Consider the following 21,015-nt stretch of genomic DNA (forward strand, 5'->3'; position numbering starts at 1 on the left):
GGGCTCATCCCCCAGGCGTAGTCTAGGGAGTGTACCCCGAGGCGTAGTCCAGGGCTCATCCCCCAGGCGTAGTCCAGGGAGTGTACCCTCAGGCGTAGTCCAGGGCTCATCCCCCAGGCGTAGTCCAGGGAGTGTACCCCGAGGCGTAGTCCAGGGCTCATCCCTCGGCGTAGTCCAGGGAGTGTAACCCAGACACAGCACAGGATTCATTTAGCCCAGGCGCAGCCCGGGCCCATCACCCACCAGGCAAAGCCTGGCTTACCTAACATACCACCCATCATGCCACACACTTCTCGTCGTAACTTCCTGAAAAAAACCACCGCACTCGCCGGTGGCCTCGCCTTCTCCACCCAGCTGGCCGCTAAAGCCCACAGCTCCGTCGATGACGTCATCCGCATCGGCCTAATTGGCTGCGGCGGACGCGGAACCGGAGCCGCTACCCAGGCCCTGAGCACCGAACAGAACGTTCGCCTCGTCGCCATGTGCGATGCCTTCCGCGATCGCCTCGACGCCAGCCACAAAAACATCGCCGGGCAGCTGGCCGACAATGACCTGGACGCCGGCCGTCTCAGCGTGTCCGAAGACCATAAATTCGTCGGCTTCGACGGCTACAAGAAAGTGCTGGAGCTTTGTGACGTGGTGGTCATCGCCACACCTCCCGGCTTCCGCCCCATCCACTTCGAGGCGGCGGTCAATGCCGGCAAGCACGTCTTCATGGAAAAACCGCTGGCGGTTGATGCCCCCGGCGTGCGCCGCGTGCTGAAAGCGGCCAAGGCAGCGAAAGAAAAGCAACTCAACGTCGTGGTCGGCCTGCAGCGTCATTACGAAAAACTGTACACTGACGGGTGGGTCGAGATGATGCAAAACGGTGCCATCGGAGACATCACCACCAGCTACGTGTACTGGAACAGCGGCGGCGTTTGGGTACGGCCGCGCGAAGCCGGGCAAACGGAAATGGAATACCAGATGCGCAACTGGTACTACTTCAACTGGCTCTGCGGTGACCACATTAACGAACAGCACATCCACAACCTCGACGTAGGCAACTGGGTGAAGCAGGCTTACCCGGTCAAAGCCGCCGGCTTCGGCGGCAGGCACATGCGTAACGGTAAAGAACACGGGGAGATCTTCGATCACCACGCCGTAGAATACACCTACGCTGACGGCAGCCGGATGATCAGCCAGTGTAAGCACTGGAAAGGAACCTCCCGCAAAGTGACGGAGATCTTTCAGGGCACCAATGGCTCCGCGCCAGCCCCCGGAAAACTGATGACGAAGAGCGGCTATGCCCTGCTCGACCATAATGCCCGTAAGGATCCCAATCCCTACCAAACGGAACACGATGTGCTCTTCGCCGCCATCGCCAAAGGGGAGTACAAATTTGCCGATGCCGATAACGGAGCCAAGAGTACCATGACTGCCATCCTTGGCCGCATGGCTACCTACAGCGGGCAGGACGTGAACTGGGACGATGCGCTGGCTTCAAACCTCGACCTTTCTCCCGCGAAGTACGATTTCAAGGCTGATCCTAAAGTGATGCCGATGGCTGACGGGTTTTATCCGGTGCCGGTGCCCGGGGAGACTGAGGTGTGGTAGCCGGACCTCGAAGCGTCGCGCAGCGACCTTTGAGCGTCCTGGCGCAGCGCTCTTTGAGCACCCTGGCACAGCAACCAATGAACAGTCTGATTCTATTCCTCTTATTCCTCCCCGGTTTCCTTGCTGCTCAGCCACGCCACGTGTACACCCACCCCGCCATGGGCACCGACTTCCGCATCACCATCTCGGCGGTCGATACCCATGGTCTGGCGGCGGCGGTCAGGCAGGCCTTCAAGCGCATCGATGCCCTGGAGCAAAGCATGTCCGACTATCGTGCCGACAGTGAATTGAACCAGCTTAGTGGCAGCACCAAGTGGCAGTCGGTCTCGACCGGTTTGTATGAGGTCTTGCGCTTCAGTCGGCAACTTGCCAAACAGAGTAGCGGCGCTTTTGACCCTACGGTAGGTCCGCTCACCAAACTGTGGCGCCGGGCGTTTCGCCAGCAGCAGTTTCCGGACCGGGAAGACATTTTGGCGGCGCGGGCGCGGGTGCAATGGAAGGATTTAAAAATTAGCAAACGAAGACAGAAGGTCCGCCTCCGGCGGCCGGATATGCAACTCGACCTGGGCGGCGTAGCCAAGGGGTATGCGCTGGATGTGGTCGGTGCCCTGCTACGAGAGGCAGGATTCTCCGCCTTCCTGGTGGATGGGGGAGGGGACTTGCTGCTAGGGGAGGCACCGGTCGGCGAAGCGGGGTGGACCGTCCAGGTTGAAGGAACGACAGGCCTTCCCGTCAAACGGCGCAACATCGCCATCGTAACTTCGGGCGATACCTATAAATTCCTGGATTATGAAGGCGTACGCTACAGCCATCTCATCGACCCGCGGACCGGCTTGGGTACAACGAACGAAAGGCAGGTGACCGTTGCCGGGGCGGTGGCTATGGTCGCGGATGGATTGGCTTCAGCCTTATGTGTGGCTGAAGACCCATCAATGTTGTCGTACTACCCGGAATATAATGTAATGATGATGGCACGCTAGAGGGCCGGAGGTCCGTCTCTTGCAGTGAAGGGATTCATCCCCTCGGATTCGTTAAGGGCTATCAAAGGAGTAATACCCAGTCTCCAAACCCTGCCTTTTACCTCCCACTGCACCTGCGTCCGCGCCAGAAAAAAAGGATGGTAGAATCTCTAGAGTATGCCTAAAGCCGAAACACCATCCCTGCACCAAAATGTAGCGATCGGTAGCCATGCTTGCCGCTTTCCGGGGTAAGCATAGCCTTCTTTTCAACGCTCTGGTTGTAGTCTGCCTCCAGGCGGAACTGCAGCGTTTCGCCTAAATTAATGCCCATTCCCACGCCACCACTGTAGCCCAAATGGAAGCGGGGGAAAGCATAGCTCGCCATGTCCAGCTTTGAAGTCATTAACATGAAGTTCAGGCTGGTCGCGGAGCGGGAGCGAATACTGCCGGTCATGGCATAACCGGCGGTGACACCACCCCAGCCGTAAACTTCCACCTGGTCCTGAACGATGCGTGTACCAAGTTTGAGCGCAAGGGGGACCTCGACGTAGTTCATTCGGATCTGCGCCTCGTAGTCAAGCGGAACGGAGGCGCCAAGCACCTTGTCAACCGTTCCTTGCTGCAGGGTTGTTCCTCGTTGGGTTTGCTGAATACCAGTCCGAAGGCTGACATTGTAGGTGAGGTCCCGCTCCAAAACGAGGCCAAAGGTGGTGCCAGACACTGTGGTATGGGTGCCTAGATGGTCCGGTAACACATCATGCGGAGAGGATAAGGAAGAGCTTCCGGTTAGAACGCTGAAGCCAACCGTAGTTTGAGCCGTTAAGGTGGAGAGGAAAAGGGAGAGAACACCAACGAGGGCAAAAGTGAAATAACGCATGATAATAGGTTTTAAGGTGATATAAGAGATAATATAGGAGCCCGCATAAGTTATAAGCTGAGTGGCCCCCCAATGTGACTAAGACACTAAAAAAAGGAAAAACAGTAGTGAGGTGGCGTAAAAAAAATGTTAATCTTTTTAACGGCGTGAAAGTTCCGCCTGCAGGAAGGATTTTTCGACAAATACCGAACAAATCGGGTAAATATCCCCTGCTATCTACGGGGTATTCCCCGGTGATGACAGTTCCAGCCGTAAAATTTATGCCCCAACCCATAGAACAACTAAGCCCAAATATATTTACCAGAGAATGGCGAGAAAACGACTTCCAGCGAATTTTCGCTAATTATTCTCCCTCAACCCTTGACCAGCTGAAACTTAACCCCTAACTTCGCAGCGAATTTTCGCTACAACAGCTCAAATCCCACGACCATGTCTGCAATTCTGGAAGAACAAAAAGTACTTAAAGGCGGTGAGTTTCTCATTGCCAATACCGACCCATCGGCCACCTTTACCCCCGAAGACTTCGATGAAGATCAGCAGATGGTGAAGCAGATGGTGCAGGACTTCATCGATCAGAACATCGTTCCTAATCTCGATAAGATTGAGAAGCAGGAAGACATGATCGCCGTTAAACTGCTTGACCAGATGGCGGAGCTGGGTTTGCTCGGCACCCATATGCCTGAAGCGTTCGGTGGTATGGAAATGGATACCAATACAAACACCCTGATCTGTGACGTGCTGGGTGGTAGCTCCGGTTCCTTTACCGTTTCTTTTGCCGCGCATACCGGCATCGGTATGTTGCCGATCCTTTACTACGGTACTGAAAAGCAGAAGGAAGACTGGTTGCCCCGCCTGATTACTGGTGAGCTAAAGGCAGCCTACTGTCTTACCGAGCCAGGCTCTGGCTCCGACGCTATCGGAGCGAAGACGACGGCCATGCCTGACGGCGACGAATGGGTACTCAATGGCCAGAAGATGTGGATCTCTAACGCCGGCTTCGCCGACGTATTCATCGTCTTCGCTCAGGCCCACGGAGACAAATTCACCGGCTTCATCGTTCCCCGTAACCTGAAAGGTCTCACGCTCGGAGCGGAGGAAGACAAACTCGGCATCAAGGGCAGTTCCACCCGCCAGGTATTTTTTGAGAATGTCCGTATCCCCGCCGAAAACTATCTGGGAGAAGTCGGTAAGGGCCACCTGATCGCCTTCAACGTTCTTAACGTTGGTCGTTTTAAGCTACACGCGCTCAGCATTGGCGGTAGCCGCCGGGCCCTGACCATCGGTATCAACTACGCCAACGAACGCATTCAATTTGGCCAGGCCATCGCCAATTTCGGTGCCATCAAATACAAGATCGCCGAAAGTGCCATCCAGATATTTACGGGGGAGAGCTCGCTCTACCGCGTCAGTCAGCAAATTCAGGATATGAATACGGCCCTGAAGGCCGACGGTAAAACCTACGCCGAAGCCAAGCGCCTCAGCGCTGAGGAATACGCTATCGAATGTGCCCTGCTTAAGTTCATCGGCTCCGAGCTGCTGGATTACACGGTCGACGAAGTCCTCCAGATTCACGGAGGTATGGGGTACAGTGAAGAAACCATGGCCCCGCGGATGTACCGCGATGCCCGCATCAACCGCATCTACGAAGGCACCAACGAAATCAACCGCCTGCTCAGCGTCGATATGCTGTTGCGCCGGGCGATGAAGGGTGCGCTCGACATCGTCGGCCCCGCCTGGAACGTCCAGAAGGAACTGGCTACGCCGGTAGACAATAGCGTCCCTGAAGGGGTTTATGGCGCAGAAATCAAGGCCGTCGGCGAATTTAAGAAGGCTATCCTGATGGTAGTCGGTGCGGCCGCTAAAGCTCAGATGGACGGAAAGCTCAACCTGAAAGAAGAGCAGGAGATCATCATGAACGTAGCCGATATGCTGGCTGACCTGCTAAACGCCGAATCAACCCTGCTCCGCCTGCAAAAACTGCGGATGACCGGCAAGGCCACCCAGCCACAGGAGGTGCTCGATGCTGTACTCAAGGTCTATGTCCATGACGCCAACGCCCGCATCGCTAAGAATGGTATTGATGCCGTCGCCGGCTTCGCCGAAGGCGAACTGCTTACGACCTTCGTGAATGGCATTCGCCGCTTCACCAGCTACCCGCCGCAGAACGTGAAGGCCTTCCGCCGTGTGGTGGCCGATCACTGCATTGCGGCCAATGAGTATGCGCTGTAATACTGTTCCCCAGTCTTCAGACTGGGCTGGACTTTTAAAAATAAAGCCCCTTCATCTGCTGATGGAGGGGCTTTTTATTGCAACCCGATCAGCGGCATCTCCGACCTGGCATCATTCCGCCCCAATCAAAAACGAAAGCATCCGCTCCTTCCCCAGCAGGTTACTGCTGCCCTTAGCCAATAAAGCCTGGCTTTCTCGTGGTAGGTAGATGGTATCCCTGACGTAGACCAGTTGCTCGAAAGGCATCTTCTCGTACAGCGTGTCGTGGACGGTTTTGGTCCGGTATTTATACGCCGTAACGGTTTGGTACAGGGTGTCGGTGGTATGTATGATCTTGGGCGCGGGCGCGGGTGCAATAATGGTTTTTTCAACGAGCTGGATGGCTGGTTCCTGAAGCAACAGGAGGCTGCTCACTCCCAGAAACAACAGCCAGCCCGCGGCAGCGAGCCACGGCAACCACCTTACTTTGCGCCTTCTGCCTTCTTTTTGCACCTGCGTCCGCGCCAAATCACTTGTTGGAGTAGCTGCCATAAATGCTGCCGCTAACGCCGGAGGCAAAGCCGTCTCTTCCGGTTCACGCATGGCCAAAACCATTTGTCGCCGTTCAGAATAATCCTCCCTGGAAACAGTGGTGCGAATGGCCTCGGGGAGGTCGTCGTAAGGGAAGTCCGCTAAATAGTCGAGGTAATCCATCAGTCGATCGTTGAGGCTTTTAAAATTTCGGCCAGCTTTTTTAAGCCGTAATGCAGCCGGCTTTTTACGGTGCCCGGAGCACAGCCGAGGGCTGTCGCAATGTCTTCGTTGGACAGCCCTTTGCAAAAGCGTAATTCCACACAGGTGCGCTGGTGGTCCGGCAATCGTTCCATCGCCAGGGCTACCCGGCGTGCTTCGACCCTGGGCGCTGCTGAAGGTCCGTCAGCAGAACGTATCTCCCGATAGGCAAGCTCTCTTCGCTGCCTCCGCTCCTCGCTGCGATAAGTGTTTTTGAGCAGGTTGGCCGCGATGGTGAACAGGAGCGAAGACAAGTCCTCAGGCCCCTGCCCAGCCTCCCGAAAGGCCTTGCTCTCCAGCAACTGCAGAAAGACTTGTTGCTTCAGGTCTTCAGCTTGTTCCCGGTTGGCACCTACTCGCGGCAGGAAGTAGGCAAACAGCCGCTTCCCATACCGAAGGTACAGGGCCTGGAAGGCACGCTGGTCGCCAGCGGCGGATTGTATTAGGAGGTGACGGTCGGTCAAAAGGGGGTGATTTGGTCTGTTGGCATGTCGGTGCTATTGGTCTATTGGGTGTTGGTCTGTTCACGAGCGCGAGCGAGCTCCCCCACCCAATAGCGCCAACAGACCAATAACGCGAATCAAGTGGTAAAATAAGTACCTATCTGATGAAACAGTCGCGCCAGCAATCGAATGCTGAATAATTCTCTCACTCAATTATTAGCTGAATCCCAAGCTAGTTGTAAAGTAAAAAACTCACTTTAGCGCTTGATTCACGTCAATAGTCTAATCTAAGTATTCCATAATTAAACGAAAACCCGTAGAAGGGTGTGGCAAGGTCCGTTCCTTCACAACGCCGATCTGCATGAGGTATGCCGGATCCATCCAGCTGCCCCCCATGGTTTTGCCTTCTTCGGCCAGCATCTCGGCCGCGTTACCACTCATATTATATAAGCCGTAGTCGTTCGGGAAATAGCTTCTGGTGGCAACCGTCAGGTACCCGCCATCATTCTCCCAGTCGCAGCCTTCGTCCGTATCTTTTCGCTCAAGGATGTCTGCCTTTTCTTTGGCGGTCAACTTTGTACTCGCTTTAATATTATCCTGCCATGCTTTAAAATTTTCCCGGGACTCCGGTGCCAGCGTATTAAAGTTCCCCAGCAGGCATCCCTTTGCGTTCCGATAGTAGGGGCCGCCCCATGGGTAGGGGTGATTGGTCCTTCCGCCCTGGGCGGCGAAGGCAAATTCAGCTTCCTGAGGAAGCCTGAAGCGGACGTTCTTACCGTCGATACGCTTAGGGTCCTGATTGTAAACCTGGGCAAGCCAGATGGCGTATAATTCAGCCGCTCTGCGGCTAACGTTGATGAGGGGGTAATTTGCGAAGGCCGGGTTACTGCCCGTCAGGTGGACGGCAACGGCCTGGAAGTTAGATTCGGCGGGAAAGGTATTCTCAATATCCGCTTCCTTAAGTGGAGAAACGGCTACGGAGTCCAGCATGTCGAATTTACGCTGACGCAACAAGTCTTCGAGGAACAGCTGGTAGTCGGCATTACTCACTTCGGCTTCCTGAAGGAAGAAGCCGCGGACGGTGATGGGATCGCTGACCTGAGTCAAGGCTTCTCCGTTTCGGAGGTACAGCGTTCCGTCAGGGATGTACGCGGTGCCTTTATAAATGTCTTTGGCCCGAAGCCCCGGATTGTTGCTGGCAAGTTGGGGCGGTGTACTGCTGCTGCTCAGGTAGGACGATACCGTTTCACTTATCCCGGCGCGCTGCGCCAGTTTTTCGAGCAATGGAAATACGCCAGGAATGTGCTGGTCGGGATGCGCTTGATTGAAGTTGTTGAGTTCCAGCAGGGCCGGCAGGTAATTCTGATTGAGCTGATCAGCCACGGCTTGTGCCGGACTATCCGTCAGGGGCAAACTTAGCGATTCCAACCGCCAGTTCTCGACATAGTTTTTGGCCAATAACCCGATATTATCCACTTCACCAGTGCTGTATTGAAATGCTAAGCCGGTCAGGTACAGCCGGTCGGCCGGTAGCTCGGGCAGATGTTGCTGACCGGTGGCGGCAAAGAAAATTGGTCGCTGCTGGGTCGTGAGTTGTTCCAGCAAGCCGGCGGCATCGTAAGGAGCCTGAGCAAATAGTTTGTCGATTCTCAATGCTGCTTTGATGTGCTTCTGGTATTCGCTGAAGTTCATTAATAACGGCAGGCTGATGACCAGTATGTCGGGGCGAACTTTATAAGTGGACTGTAGGAGCCAGGTCGGGTAGGTGTCAGAATCACCGTGGGTGATCAGGATGCCATTTGGGGCTACGGACATCAACTGGTTATAGTTGTACTCCATTACTCCGTTAGGGATAGGTTCGGCAACGTGGAGTTTACGGAGCGTTTCATCTTTTAGCGCCAAGTTATTTTCAATGGTGTAATGAGCAATTAGGGAGGTGTAGGCCTCGTGGCGATCGGGATCGGCCGCATGTGCCCGGAGGAGTTTCGGCCAGCGGGTGACGAGGTCCTGATCCGCGACAAAATTGAGGTAGTTCCACACAAAACCCTCCGGGTCCAGCGTGGGCTGTGCCTGGGCCAGAATTGCCGTCAGGTCGTAGTCTCCACTGCCGAAGCGGTTGCTGTAACGCGCCGTTTTGTAATAATGAAACCAGGCATCTTCTTCCGTACAGTTGCCCAAAGCCAACGCTTGCCATTCCTGCGCCTGCTGGTCGTAAAAGTCACCGTCGTGCCGGGCGTGCATCACGTCGACAAAAGGGGCTGGGTACACCGTTGGTTGAGGGTCAGGGTTGGCAGCGGCCGGATTGACCGAAAGTATCAGGCCGATCAGGACCAGGAACAGGTGGCGCATGAAGAGTTTTGCGGGGTATAAACCGTAGGGTGGCTACGGTTCACTTGGGGGTATTCTTTTTTTTTGCACCGTCGAGAATCAAAAAATGATGAATCAGAGAAGGTGGGAAGGAGAGAATAGCAGCCGCAGCCACCCTTTGGGCGCTCACTTAGGCGAGCCGGCGCAGTGCAGAGAGTGGAAACGGCGGTAGCTATTAACTTCGCTGCTGCCTGCGGCGGTCATTCATTCCCTCCTTCCATTATTCACTAACCGCCACTCCCACCATAGAATCAGCCGTACCGTAATAAAGGAACCATTTGTTTTGGAACCGGACCAGGCCTTCGAGAAAGGTAGTTCCCGAAGCGTACTGGCCGGTCATCTCATGGGGGAGGGATGGACAGATGAACGGCGTGTCAGTTCGTGCAAGTAGCACGGAAGGGTCTTCGCGGCTGAAAAGCGCCTGGCCGCCACAGTAGGCGCCTGGCCCCATGTCCATAGACCGCAGAGAATCCTCCGGGGAGTTACGGCCGTTGTAGATGAGTAGGATGCCTTCCGGGGTTAGCAGGGCCGGAGGCCCTGGTTCACTCAGGCTGCTGTCGAAGAAGCCTCGACGGGGCGGGATGGGATCGAAGAGTGTACCGTTGTCGTTCAATACCGGCGTCCAGTCTACCAGGTTTTCGCTATGAGCGAGGCCAACGACGGCATCTCCCCAGTACATCCAGTATTTACCGTTGAGCTTGGTGGCGACAATGCGGCCGTCGTCTTGCAGCTCTCCGACGACGGAGCCCGACTTGGACCAAACGTCATGAAATTTTCCTCGGTAGGCATCCTGGAATACGGGGCCATGTTTTGTCCAGTTGACCATGTCCGTTGAGGTAGCGCTGCAAAGTCGGGCCACTTTAGTATTCCAACCAGTGTAGAGCATGAGGTACCCACCATCGGGGGTATGGATGACCCGGGGATCTTCGATTCCACCACCTTCTTCGAACTCCCGGTTGTTGTCATCGGCCGGAAACAGGACGGGTTTTGCCCGGCGGATGAAATTCAGCCCATCCCCACTTGCTGCCAGACCGACTCTGCTGGTCCGGCCCCCCAGGTGGGCCTTTGGGTTGTCCTCAGCCCGGAAGAAGAGGTAGACGCTGTCTCCCTGAACAATGGCTCCGGGGTTGAAGACATCTGCTTTTTGCCAATTGACTATACTATCGGCCAATGGATCCAGGAAGGTATAGGAAACATCCGCGGTAAGAATCGGGTTGTTGGCCGGCTTTTCGAAACCGGTCAGGAAGGCAGGAGAAGAGGTGGCCATTTCCTGTTTTCCGGAATCGCTTCCGTTCTGGCAACCGGCCACTAATATAATCAGGACACTTGTCCACAAGGCTTGGCTAAAGGTCATGCGTTGGTAGTTTATTGAAAACGTGAGGCGGAATGGTTCTTTGGTGCTATTGGTCTGTTGGTACTTTAGCCCCAATAGACCAATAAGGGCGCGGTCGCAGGTGCAAAGGAAGACTGAACAAGAGCAAGGAGCAGACCGTGCGACGGATGCTTCAGAGGCACCCAAGGTAGGCTAAAGAATACTGGTCACTATCTTTCTCCTCAATTTATATTGCAAACTATGGATCGTCGTCAATTCCTTGCTACTGCCCCCACCCTGCTGCTTAGTCCCTCCTGCCTGCACCCGCGCGCCGCCGCCCAAATGAGCGCACGCCCGAAAGTTGCCCTGATCGGGAATGGCTGGTATGGCCGGATGGATCTCCTTCGCCTGCTTCAGGTCGCCGACGTGGAAGTAGTCGGGCTGTGTGATCCCGACCGCAAGCAGCTCGACGAAGTTTCGGCTCTCCTCCGCCTCCGTCACCCCAATCAGCGACCAAATACTTACGTTGACCACCAGGTTTTGCTGGCAAAGGAAAAGCCCGAACTCGTCCTGATTGAAAGCCCCGACCACTGGCATGCGCTGCAGGCGATTGACTGCCTGAAGGCGGGCTGCCATCTCTACCTGCAAAAGCCCATCAGCAAAGACATTCTGGAAGGGGAAGCCATTCTGGCCACCGCCAGGAAGCACCCCGGGCAGGTGGTTCAGGTAGCCCTGCAAAGGCGAAGCACTCCGCACCTGGTAGAGATGAAGAAACGGTACATCGATAGCGGATTGATCGGTGAGGTGCACCACGTCGAGATGAATTGTTACTATCATATGCGGGACCAGTCGGTACGGGAGGCCATCCCCGTTCCAGCGCATTTTGACTATAACCGGTGGACCGGCCCCGCCCCGATGCTGCCTTTCAAGGGAATCCCGCACCGCCGCTGGCGGGCCTTCCAGGAATACGGCAATGGGATTGTTGGTGATATGTGCGTTCATTACTACGACGCCGTACGCTGGCTGCTTGACCTTGGCTGGCCGGCAAAAGTGAGCAGCCAGGGTGGAGTTTTCGTTCAGACAGCTGCGGATGCAACCACCACTGATACACAAACGGCGGTATTTGAACACCCGGAACGGAAGTTGAATTGCCACTGGACCCACCGCAGCTGGGGGCAGGCTCCGGATCCCGAATGGCCATGGTCCTTTACGCTTTTCGGCGAAAACGGCAGCCTGATTGCCGATACGAAAAAGTATGAGTGGCGGCCGGCAAACGGCGACCCCGTGCGCAGAGAGGTCACCTACGAACGGGAGCAATACCCGGAAGATGTGACCGAGAAAGGCATCGAACTACACGTAGCGCCCGCAACGCGGGCACACCTCCGCAACTGGGTCGGGAGCATCAATGGAAAGGCTGAACCGGCAGCGAGCCTGGAGGACGGACATATTTCCACCGCTTCGTGCATTTTAGCTAATTTGTCGTGTTCTTTGGGGAGACCTTTATCTTATGACCCGGAGGCTAAAATTGTCAGGGATGACCCGGAGGCGACCGGGCTGTTGATGAATGATTATCGGGCGGGATGGGGGAGGCCCTGAAGTAATCTCCGGATCATTAGAAATATGGCCTTGTTGGGCAATCGTTAAAGGGGGAGAGCCGGGCAACGGAATGTTCCCGGAAAGCGTCACCTGTTTAACGATCTCTGTTAAGTTTTCATCGTTTTATAACACCTCAATTCACTATTATGAAATCCATCATCACCTTGTTTCTTATTTTGTTTACGCTAGCGCTTAGTGCCCAAAACCAAAAGGGTAACTGGTACCTCGACGGCTCAACCTCCGCGGGGTACGGCCGGAGCGTGGGTCGTAGTAGTTTTAACCTGTCCGGGTTCTCCGCTACGACTTCCCGTGCAGGGTATTTCTTTACCGATCGGCTGCTTATTGGTACCGGTGTCCGTTTCGTTAGCCTTGGAGGTCAAGGTGGTTTTCAGGGGGAGACGAATCTGCAGTTGCGTCCATTTGCCCGGTACTACTTCCTTGGGGGTGACCAGCGAAAAGTTAATTTCTTCGGGGAATTTGGCTTCGGCACCTTCAATCTGTTCAGTGGCCGGGAAGGGTTTGAAACAGATTTCAACTTGGGGGGCGGTGCCGAGATTAGCCTGCTGCCGGGTGTGTTGGGTACCTTAAATCTCCGCTACGATGCCAATGCAAGTGGCCTGAATTTTACCACCCTGGCGTTTGGTTTCAATGTGCTAACGGGCCAATTAGAAAATACTGGAGGTGCAGTCTCCCTTAGGGAAGGCACTATTACTACGCGCGGCCGCCTTGGAGCTATCTCGTACGGACGGATGAGCTCCAATGGCCTGGTAGACCAATCAACGGTTATTAACCTGATGCCCTGGATTGGTTTTTTCCTGTCGGACCGTCTGATGTTAGAAGGTGGACTGGATATCTCATATGGAAGCAGTAGTCGTGAGATCGGTGGATTCAATCAGGGGAGGACAACATTTAGCGGTGCCAGTGCCGGCGCAAACATTAATCTACGTTACTACCTGAAAAAAGAGGGAACGTTTTTCCCTTACCTGATGGCAGGTGGAGGGTTTATCTTTAATAATAACCGTTTTAGCAATGATTTTGGAGAGAGTAACGAGAGTTCACAGACGGTCCCTTTGCGTCTCGGGGCAGGTGCGTCCTATTTCCTATCTCCGAACCTGGCTCTTGATGTAGAATTTGCTTACAATCGGTCTGATCAAATAAGCCAGTTTCAGATAGCAAGCGAATTGTCGAATTCAAGAATCGGACTAGGGGTTGGCTTTAGGTTCTTCCTGCCGAAAGGTTAGGGCTAATTTTATAACTCCCGCACCATATAAACATCACACCCCCCATGCCCGGTATTGCCCATTGGCCAGCTGATGGGCACGAAGCCATTTTTCTTGTACACGGCCGCTGCATCCGTCATCGCGGTGACGGTTTCCAGGTACATTTTGGTGTAGCCCGCTGCGCGGGCACCTTCCAGGCAGGCGTCCAGGAGGAGGCGGCCACCGCCGAAGCCGCGGCCTTCTTTGAGGACGTACATTTTGCGGAGTTCGCAGGTGTCGGGGTCACCACCGGCTAAGGGCGCGAAACCCGCGCCGCCAAGCACTACTGTGCCCCTAAAACCTTCCCCCGCACCTGCGGGCCCGCCTACTGAATGCTCGATCACGAAAAAGCCGGACCGGTCACCTGCGTAGGCCGTTGCCATATCCTCCACTTCCGGGTCGTTGATGGAAAAACCTTCACCTACGCAGCTGAATTCGGGCATGACGGTGCGGATAACGTGGGCAATGGCGGCGTTGTCGGCGGGGGCGATGGGGCGGAGGGTTAGCATGAAGGTTGGTTTTCAAAAGGTACTTACGTAGAAGTACGAGGTACTGCAAATTTCAAAGTGCTTTTAATAATGGAGCAACCCGTACTTCTACGTAAGTACATAAGCTCCCCTAAAACTCCTCCGCCAACTGATAAATAGCCGGCAACTGCCGCCCCAATCCATCATAATCCAGCCCATACCCCACCACAAATTTGGGTGGAATAACAAAACCAATCAGGTCAATCTTTACCGGTACCCGCTGCGATTCGGGCTTGTGTAGCAGCGTTATCAGAGTGATGGACTTAGGGTTGAGCACTTCCAATTCCGGCAAGAAGGCCTGCATCGTCAGGCCACTGTCAACAATGTCTTCAATAAGTACCACATCTTTTCCGGTAACGTGAATGGGGTCGGGAGCCAGGTGCATGCGCACTTTTCCTTCAGTTTCCGTACCGTGGTAACTACTGGTCCGCACAAAACTGATCTGCCCGTTAAGCCGGGAGGCGCGGATCAGGTCCGCCGCAAAAATGAACGCACCGCGGAGCATGATGAGGAAACTCGGCTCACCATTCCCCAGCCGAAAGGCAAGTTCCTGGCCGAGTTCTTTTACGCGTAGGCTAATGTCCTCCTCCGTAAGAAACGGCGTAAAAGAACGTTCGTGCAGCCGAATGCGGTCGGGGCTATTAGAGACCATGCTTATCGATTAAGTAAAGAAGCGAAGTTATGGAAGCGGCGCCCAGTTCGAGCTCTCTTTTGTTGACATTTTCAAAAACGTCGTTCGCCGTATGGTGAAAGTCGAAGTAGCGCTGGGAATCCGGCTTGAAGCCGAGGAGGAGCCCGCCCTGAGATTTCAGGCCGCTGATGTCGGCTCCTGAACCACCACTCTCGAAATGGAGGCCGTAAGGTTCGAGCAGCGGTAGCCAGTCGTTGATGGTGCGGTAGTAATCGGTGAAGACCGCATCTTCGGCCTGGGCGCTGAAGCCCCGTGGTGTAAAGCCACCGCTGTCGCTTTCCAGCGCCGCCAGGTGGTATTCGTTGTTCGCGTTGCTGGCGTCCCAGTAAGCGCGGCCACCGGCCAGGCCATTCTCTTCGTTCATGAACAAAACACAGCGAAAGGTACGCTTGGGGCGGTAGCCGATCTTTTGCCAAAGGGGGAGTACCTGCAGGGCGTGTACGCAGCCGGCACCGTCGTCGTGGGCGCCTTCGCCTACGTCCCAACTGTCAAGGTGTCCGCCCACCAGGATGATCTCGTCGGGGTGGGTAGTGCCGCGTAATTCACCAATGACATTATAGCTTGGGACCGGAGGTAAAATGCGGCCGTTGGACCGAAGATGCACCTCGACCGTTCCCTGTCGCAGTAACCGGCTGATTTTTTCGGCGTCGTTGGTACTAACGGAAAGGGCCGGGATTTTCTCCACATCATCGACCAGGGCTACGGCCCCGGTATGCGGTACATCGTCAAGCCCGGTGGTCATACTGCGTACAAGTACGGCTTTTGCGCCAAACCTGGCGGCTACTACGAGGCCCATACCCCGCTGGTCCACCGCGCCGCCGTAGGCGCGGAAGGTTTGTAGTTGGGTTGGGTCCATTGGGCGGTTGAAGAAAACAATTTTGCCGGCAACCCCGGCAGCGCCCATGTCCTCTACTTCTTTGAGGCTGAACACCTCCACCAACTCACCGGTAACGCCGTTAGGGCCGGTACCAATGGTGTTGCCCAAAGAAATAACCCGTAATTCCTCAGTACCAATTACCCCATTGTTAATGATCCGGCCGGTGGCCGGAGCGCCACGATCCCAGCGGGGAACGGTACAGGCTTGTAAGTAAACGGTGTCAAATCCCAATGTGTCCATCAGTCGGCGCATACTGTGAACGGCCGCTTCGGCGCCAGGGCTTCCCGCCAGCCGGGGGCCGATTTCTTTCGTGAGGTGCCGCAGCCAATCGTGACACTCCCCCTCGGTCAGGGCCTTATCGTAGATGCTTTTAATGGTGAAAGCATCACTTTGTTGTGCAAACATGCAGCTGGCACTAAGAAAAACTAAGAGGCAGAATGTCACTTTTTTTACGACGTTAGAAGCCCCCGGCGTAGTCGTTTGGAAAAGTGTAGCTGGACGGTGGTAAATATTCTTCATCTTGAATTCAAAATTTATTGTAATGATGGGTAGTGGTTCCAAAACAAAATTTTGCTATACGCCTTTCGGGCTGACAATTAACTAAGTATGCAGTGTTGGAGATTTTACGATTTTTAGTCTTTTCCGCTTAATATTCCAATTTTTTACGGATTGACAGTGAAATATTCTACAACGCAAACAAAGGCGTAAATAAAATTCTGCCAAACTTTACGGGCATTTGTTATGAACTTATGTACAATAAGGACTTATCTTTGAATTAACGGTAAGGGCAACAGCCCGTTGTTCCTTACTTTTTAATTTGGTTTTATTTGGTTAGGGCTGAGGTGGTGCTGTGGTGGCACTGCCTCTTTTTTTGCCTTAGGCAAAAAAGTTGCAGGTTGCAGGTTGCAAAGTTGCAGGGGGGGGCAAAGTTGCAAGTTGGTCACCAACGAACTTCGATCAGGGCGTTCACGTCGTCTCCAAAGCGATTTTGTTGCTTGGTGGTGACGCTGTATCCTCTAACGGGTTCATAGACCAGGTAATGGATTCCGTCAGAGAGTACCGTGCCGGTTTTTCGGTCAATTTCGATTTTGGTCGTGGCCCCCACGTCTTCCTCTATCATCAACCTTCGTACGATGAGGCTGCTGTCCAGTGCCGTGTAAGTGGTGATGAGGTGACTGCCCGAGAGCGCTTGCTGGTCCGTGGCGTACTTCTCCAACCATGCCGGCCGGTTGATGTCGGCTTCACGGAACAACCGCAGGTCATTACTGAAATTTACGTCGTCGAGCTGTTTCGTTTCCGTAACACCGTTTAGGGTGATCGTTTTTTCAACCTTCATTCCTGCTGTTTGCAGGCGCTCCGCTTCCTGGGAGATGTAACCGTTTAAGTCAAAAAACGGAGCGGTATCAATGGTGCCGGAGGGACCTTCCGGTGCGCAGGCCGTCAGGCACAGCCAAATGGTCAATAATGAAAGAAGTCTTTCCATATCGGGTAAAGGTTTCGGCAGTAGGTAGGGTTTTTAAACGGACTGCTTTTTTTCGCTGTGCGGAGTCGTCAGGTAGTCAAATAGTAGCTACCGCTGTTTCTACTCACTTCGCTGTGCTTGTTCGCCCAAGGTGAGTAAGCGAAGCGTTGCGAACGGTACCTATGGTCGCTACTATCTTACTACTTGACGCGCTGACTATGTGACTCTTAAGGGCGCGGCCGCAGGTGCAAAATAAAGAGATAAAGGAGCAAAGGGAGAAAGAACATCGGATAAAGCGCTCTGGCTAACCGATGATATAAATCAAATTCTCCAAACCTTGCTCAAGAATCACTAACTTAATTCCTTCCTAGCACTGGTTGTAAATATTATCATCATCGATACTTCAATTACCCACATCCGCCCTCGGTTCAAATTTAGTGTTCCCGGCCCTTCGGACCATGTGCTGGAGCGCATCAACCAACTACTGGCGGGGACCCCGCCGCACATTACGGGAACGACCGTTGGGCATCACGTCATTCTCGATATCGTCGGGGAGGAGGTGCACTACTGGTCGCCCCAGCTAAATTTTCGAATAGAGGAAGATGAAGACATGCCCGGTCGAGCCATCATTGCGGGCCTTATCGGTCCCCGGCCAGCTGTTTGGACCCTCTTCATGTTTGTCTACTTCTCGATCGGAGTTAGTGGTTTTTTTCTCACTTCTTACGGTATTTCCAGGTACATGGTCGGAGATAGCTCACTGGCAATATATGGGCTGCCGCTGGCAGCCGTGATCATGCTGACCGCTTACCAGGCAGGCAAATTTGGAGAACGCCTTGGTGCAGAACAAGTGGAAATGCTCAAGCATTTTGTGAAAGATGCGGTGGGGGTCGATCGGATTGAGATGGATTAGCGTTTAAAGTCAGATAGTCAGATAGTCAAATATTGGCTACCCCAAGTCCGCTCCACTGGCTCACCTTGTGCGAACGAGCGTAGCGAAGTAAGTGGAAAAAGCGGCAGCTACTATTTGACTATCGGCTATCTGACTATCGACTTTTTACTCCGTATAAGCCTCAATAGGCGGACAGGTACAAACAAAATTCCGGTCACCATACCCATCATCCACCCGGCCAACGGATGGCCAGAATTTCAAACCAGTGTGTAGGTAAGGTAGGGGATAAGCAGCTTGCTCGCGACTGTAAACATGGTGCCATTCATTGGCGGTGATCTCTGCAATGGTATGGGGTGCATTAACCAGGACGTTGTCTTCCGCATCAGCATCTCCGCGAGCAATGGCGTCGGCCTCGGCCCGAATGGAGATCAGGGCATCGCAAAAACGATCGAGCTCCTCTTTGCCTTCAGACTCGGTAGGCTCGATCATCACCGTGCCGGCCACCGGCCAGCTCAGCGTCGGCGCGTGGAAACCGTAGTCGATCAGGCGCTTGGCGAGATCGCCGGCACTCATCACCGATTTAAACGGTCGGAGATCAATGATCAGTTCGTGGGCAGCCCGGCCGTTTTTGCCGGAAAACAGTACGTCGTAATGATCGCCGATTCGCTCCTTGATGTAGTTCGCGTTCAGGATCGCGTATTCGCTGGAGGCTTTCAGGCCTTTTGCACCCAGCATCTTGATGTACGCATAGCTGATAAGCAGGATGCTGGCCGATCCCCATGGAGCTGCCGCAACCGCCTGGGTTGCTTTGATGCCGCCGGTCTCCTGCAGCGGGTGGCCGGGCAAGTAGGGCGCCAGTTTTTCGTTACAGCAGATTGGCCCCATGCCCGGTCCGCCTCCGCCATGCGGAATGGCAAAGGTCTTGTGCAGGTTGAGGTGGCATACGTCGGCACCAATCTTACCCGGGCTGGTGAGGCCTACCTGCGCGTTCATGTTGGCACCGTCCATATATACCATGCCGCCGGCTTCGTGAATCAGGTCACAGATTTCCACCACACCGGTTTCAAACACGCCGTAGGTGCTCGGGTAAGTGATCATCAGGCTCGACAGGTTCTCCTGGTTAGCGGCTACTTTTTCTTTCAGGTCTTCGATGTCGATGTTACCGGCGTCGTCAGATTTTACGACCACAACCTTCATTCCGGCCATCACCGCGCTGGCGGGGTTGGTACCGTGGGCCGACTCGGGAATAATGGCTACGTTGCGGTGGAAATCACCCCGGTCATGGTGGTAAGCACGGATAACGAGCAGGCCGGCGTATTCGCCACTGGCTCCGCTGTTAGGCTGCAGGCTGCAGGCCGTAAAGCCACAGATTTCGGCCAGGTCTTTTTCCAGTTCGGTGAAAATTCGCTTGTAGCCCTGAGCCTGTTCGATGGGAACAAAAGGATGGATGTCGGCAAACTCCGGCCAGCTGACGGGAATCAACTGCGTCGCAGCATTCAGCTTCATCGTACAGCTACCCAGTGGGATCATGCTGTGCACGAGGCTCAGGTCTTTGTTTTCGAGGCGCTTGAGGTAGCGCATCATTTTGGTCTCGGTACGGTGATCTTTGAAGTTGGGGTGGGTCAGGAAATCACTGGTCCGTTTCAGCGCAGCAGGAATGTGGTCGGTGATTCCGGTGACGCCACCGTCGGGTAGCAGTTCTGCACCCTCGTAGTCCAGGTCTACGGCGAAGATTCGACAAACTGCCCGCAAGTCAGTGGTTGCTACAGACTCATCGAAGCTCAGGCGGATACCGCCTTCTTTGGGATAGAAAAAGTTGTAGCCTTCGGTTTCCGCCCGGAGGCGGATTTTGGCAATTTTTTCCGGGCTGGCGGCCACGTGTAAGGTATCAAAGAAAGCATCGCCCGCCAGCGTGAATCCGGCTTTTTTTAGTGCGCCTGCCAGGATGACGGTGAAGTGGTGCGTCCGCTTAGCGATGGCGATGAGGCCTTCGGCACCGTGATAAGCGGCGTAGAAACCGGCCATATTTGCCAGTAGGGCCTGGGCTGTACAAATGTTGGAGGTCGCCTTCTCACGACGAATGTGCTGCTCTCTGGTTTGCAGCGCCATGCGCAGGGCGAAGTTGCCGTGGCGATCCTGACTAACGCCGATGATGCGGCCAGGGATTTGTCGTTTGTATTTGTCGTCAGTAGCGAAAAAGGCAGCGTGCGGTCCGCCAAAGCCCATCGGTACGCCGAAGCGCTGGCTATTGCCTACTACCGCATCGGCTCCCCATTCGCCGGGTGGTATAAGGAGGGTCAGGGCGAGCAGGTCAGCAGCTACAACGGTAAATACGTCCGCCTCTTTTGCTTTGGCAACGAGGTCTCTGTAATCCCCAATCTGGCCGTCTGCACCAGGGTATTGCAGCAGCATGCCGAAAACGGTGTCGGCGGGAAAATCAAATTTATCCACGGGCCGAACGTCCACTTTAATACCAAGCGGCTCTGCGCGGGTTTCGAGGATGGCGACGGTCTGAGGAAGTACCTGGTCAGAGACCAGAAAAGTATTAACCGGTTCGTCCTTTACCCGCTTGTTCCGCTGCGCGTGAAACATGGTCATGGCTTCGGCAGCGGCGGTACCCTCGTCCAGGAGACTGGCGTTGGCCACCGGCAGGCCAGTTAGGTCAGACACCATCGTCTGAAAATTCAGCAGGCTTTCCAGCCGGCCCTGGGCAATTTCTGCCTGGTATGGCGTGTACTGGGTGTACCAACCGGGGTTAGAAAAGACGTTCCGTAAAATGACGCTGGGGGTTACTGTATTGTAGTAACCCATGCCGATAAAGGACCGCATCACCCGGTTTCGCTTCGCGATACTTTTAAGGTGTTGGAGATAGTAATATTCGCTGATCGCGGAAGAAACGTTGAGCTTCTTGTGATCACGGATATTCGCAGGGACCGTTTGGTCCATTAGCTCATCGATCGAAGCAGCACCGATGGTCTTAAGCATTGCGGCTGTTGATTCAGCATCGGGGCCGATGTGGCGATCCTGGAATTGGTCGAAACGTGGTGTAAGCGCAGGCATCCTGAATGATTGGTTGGGCGGAGGAATGGTTGTTGGCGCAAAGGTAACTAGCGGGGTTGATTATGGTTGTGGTAAATGGGAAGTAGTCGGGTCATTTTAG

16 protein-coding genes are annotated in these 21,015 nt (G+C 54.4%); 6 read left to right on the forward strand and 10 right to left on the reverse strand.

Going from position 1 to position 21,015, the window contains the following annotated elements; all coding sequences use genetic code 11:
* Positions 1-279 precede the first annotated feature (279 nt).
* The gene (locus tag B036_RS0119150; RefSeq protein WP_020570344.1) at positions 280-1,596 is read left to right on the forward strand and encodes a Gfo/Idh/MocA family protein; all 1,317 of its coding nucleotides are present in this window, start codon (positions 280-282) and stop codon (positions 1,594-1,596) included.
* Between the two features lie 77 nt (positions 1,597-1,673).
* Positions 1,674-2,576, forward strand: coding sequence for an FAD:protein FMN transferase (locus B036_RS30135; protein WP_020570345.1), 903 nt, complete (start codon positions 1,674-1,676; stop codon positions 2,574-2,576).
* A gap of 160 nt (positions 2,577-2,736) precedes the next feature.
* Here B036_RS30135 and B036_RS0119160 read toward each other — a convergent pair whose 3' ends face one another.
* Positions 2,737-3,432, reverse strand: coding sequence for an outer membrane beta-barrel protein (locus B036_RS0119160; RefSeq protein ID WP_020570346.1), 696 nt, complete (start codon positions 3,430-3,432; stop codon positions 2,737-2,739).
* Between the two features lie 429 nt (positions 3,433-3,861).
* On the opposite strand from B036_RS0119160, the gene B036_RS0119165 reads away from it, so the two are divergent.
* Entirely contained in the window at positions 3,862-5,661 is a 1,800-nt protein-coding gene (locus B036_RS0119165) for an acyl-CoA dehydrogenase family protein (RefSeq protein WP_020570347.1), read from the forward strand.
* 111 nt (positions 5,662-5,772) lie between these two features.
* Here the strand turns inward: B036_RS0119165 and B036_RS0119170 are convergent, their stop codons facing one another.
* The 4 genes from B036_RS0119170 to B036_RS0119185 form a co-directional block, all read right to left on the reverse strand.
* Complete coding sequence (locus B036_RS0119170) at positions 5,773-6,354, reverse strand: hypothetical protein (protein ID WP_020570348.1); 582 nt, start codon at positions 6,352-6,354, stop codon at positions 5,773-5,775.
* A complete protein-coding gene (locus B036_RS0119175; RefSeq protein ID WP_020570349.1) occupies positions 6,354-6,896 on the reverse strand; it encodes an RNA polymerase sigma factor in 543 nt (180 codons plus the stop codon). Before B036_RS0119175 ends, B036_RS0119170 begins: the two co-directional genes overlap by 1 nt.
* A gap of 261 nt (positions 6,897-7,157) precedes the next feature.
* Positions 7,158-9,224, reverse strand: a complete 2,067-nt coding sequence (locus B036_RS0119180) for a formylglycine-generating enzyme family protein (RefSeq protein WP_020570350.1) — start codon at positions 9,222-9,224, stop codon at positions 7,158-7,160.
* A gap of 238 nt (positions 9,225-9,462) precedes the next feature.
* A complete protein-coding gene (locus B036_RS0119185; RefSeq protein WP_020570351.1) occupies positions 9,463-10,596 on the reverse strand; it encodes a glycoside hydrolase family 130 protein in 1,134 nt (377 codons plus the stop codon).
* A gap of 219 nt (positions 10,597-10,815) precedes the next feature.
* On the opposite strand from B036_RS0119185, the gene B036_RS0119190 reads away from it, so the two are divergent.
* Both B036_RS0119190 and B036_RS0119195 read left to right on the forward strand, forming a co-directional pair.
* Complete coding sequence (locus B036_RS0119190; RefSeq protein ID WP_020570352.1) at positions 10,816-12,150, forward strand: Gfo/Idh/MocA family protein; 1,335 nt, start codon at positions 10,816-10,818, stop codon at positions 12,148-12,150.
* 146 nt (positions 12,151-12,296) lie between these two features.
* The gene (locus B036_RS0119195; protein WP_020570353.1) at positions 12,297-13,391 is read left to right on the forward strand and encodes an outer membrane protein; all 1,095 of its coding nucleotides are present in this window, start codon (positions 12,297-12,299) and stop codon (positions 13,389-13,391) included.
* Between the two features lie 8 nt (positions 13,392-13,399).
* Here the strand turns inward: B036_RS0119195 and B036_RS0119200 are convergent, their stop codons facing one another.
* From B036_RS0119200 to B036_RS0119215, 4 genes are all read right to left on the reverse strand, one after another.
* Entirely contained in the window at positions 13,400-13,918 is a 519-nt protein-coding gene (locus tag B036_RS0119200) for a GNAT family N-acetyltransferase (protein ID WP_020570354.1), read from the reverse strand.
* Between the two features lie 109 nt (positions 13,919-14,027).
* A complete protein-coding gene (locus B036_RS0119205; protein WP_020570355.1) occupies positions 14,028-14,588 on the reverse strand; it encodes a phosphoribosyltransferase in 561 nt (186 codons plus the stop codon).
* Positions 14,578-16,023, reverse strand: coding sequence for a M28 family peptidase (locus tag B036_RS0119210; RefSeq protein WP_245557489.1), 1,446 nt, complete (start codon positions 16,021-16,023; stop codon positions 14,578-14,580). Before B036_RS0119210 ends, B036_RS0119205 begins: the two co-directional genes overlap by 11 nt.
* A gap of 421 nt (positions 16,024-16,444) precedes the next feature.
* Positions 16,445-16,987, reverse strand: a complete 543-nt coding sequence (locus B036_RS0119215; protein WP_026232134.1) for a hypothetical protein — start codon at positions 16,985-16,987, stop codon at positions 16,445-16,447.
* A 439-nt stretch (positions 16,988-17,426) separates the two neighbouring features.
* Between B036_RS0119215 and B036_RS0119220 the strand changes: the two genes are divergently transcribed.
* The gene (locus B036_RS0119220; RefSeq protein ID WP_020570358.1) at positions 17,427-17,876 is read left to right on the forward strand and encodes a hypothetical protein; all 450 of its coding nucleotides are present in this window, start codon (positions 17,427-17,429) and stop codon (positions 17,874-17,876) included.
* Positions 17,877-18,020: 144 nt separating this feature from the next.
* Here the strand turns inward: B036_RS0119220 and gcvP are convergent, their stop codons facing one another.
* Positions 18,021-20,915, reverse strand: a complete 2,895-nt coding sequence (gene gcvP / locus B036_RS0119225) for an aminomethyl-transferring glycine dehydrogenase (RefSeq protein WP_020570359.1) — start codon at positions 20,913-20,915, stop codon at positions 18,021-18,023.
* Positions 20,916-21,015 lie beyond the last annotated feature (100 nt).

It is taken from the genome of Neolewinella persica DSM 23188 (genome assembly GCF_000373105.1).
Lineage (GTDB): Bacteria > Bacteroidota > Bacteroidia > Chitinophagales > Saprospiraceae > Neolewinella > Neolewinella persica.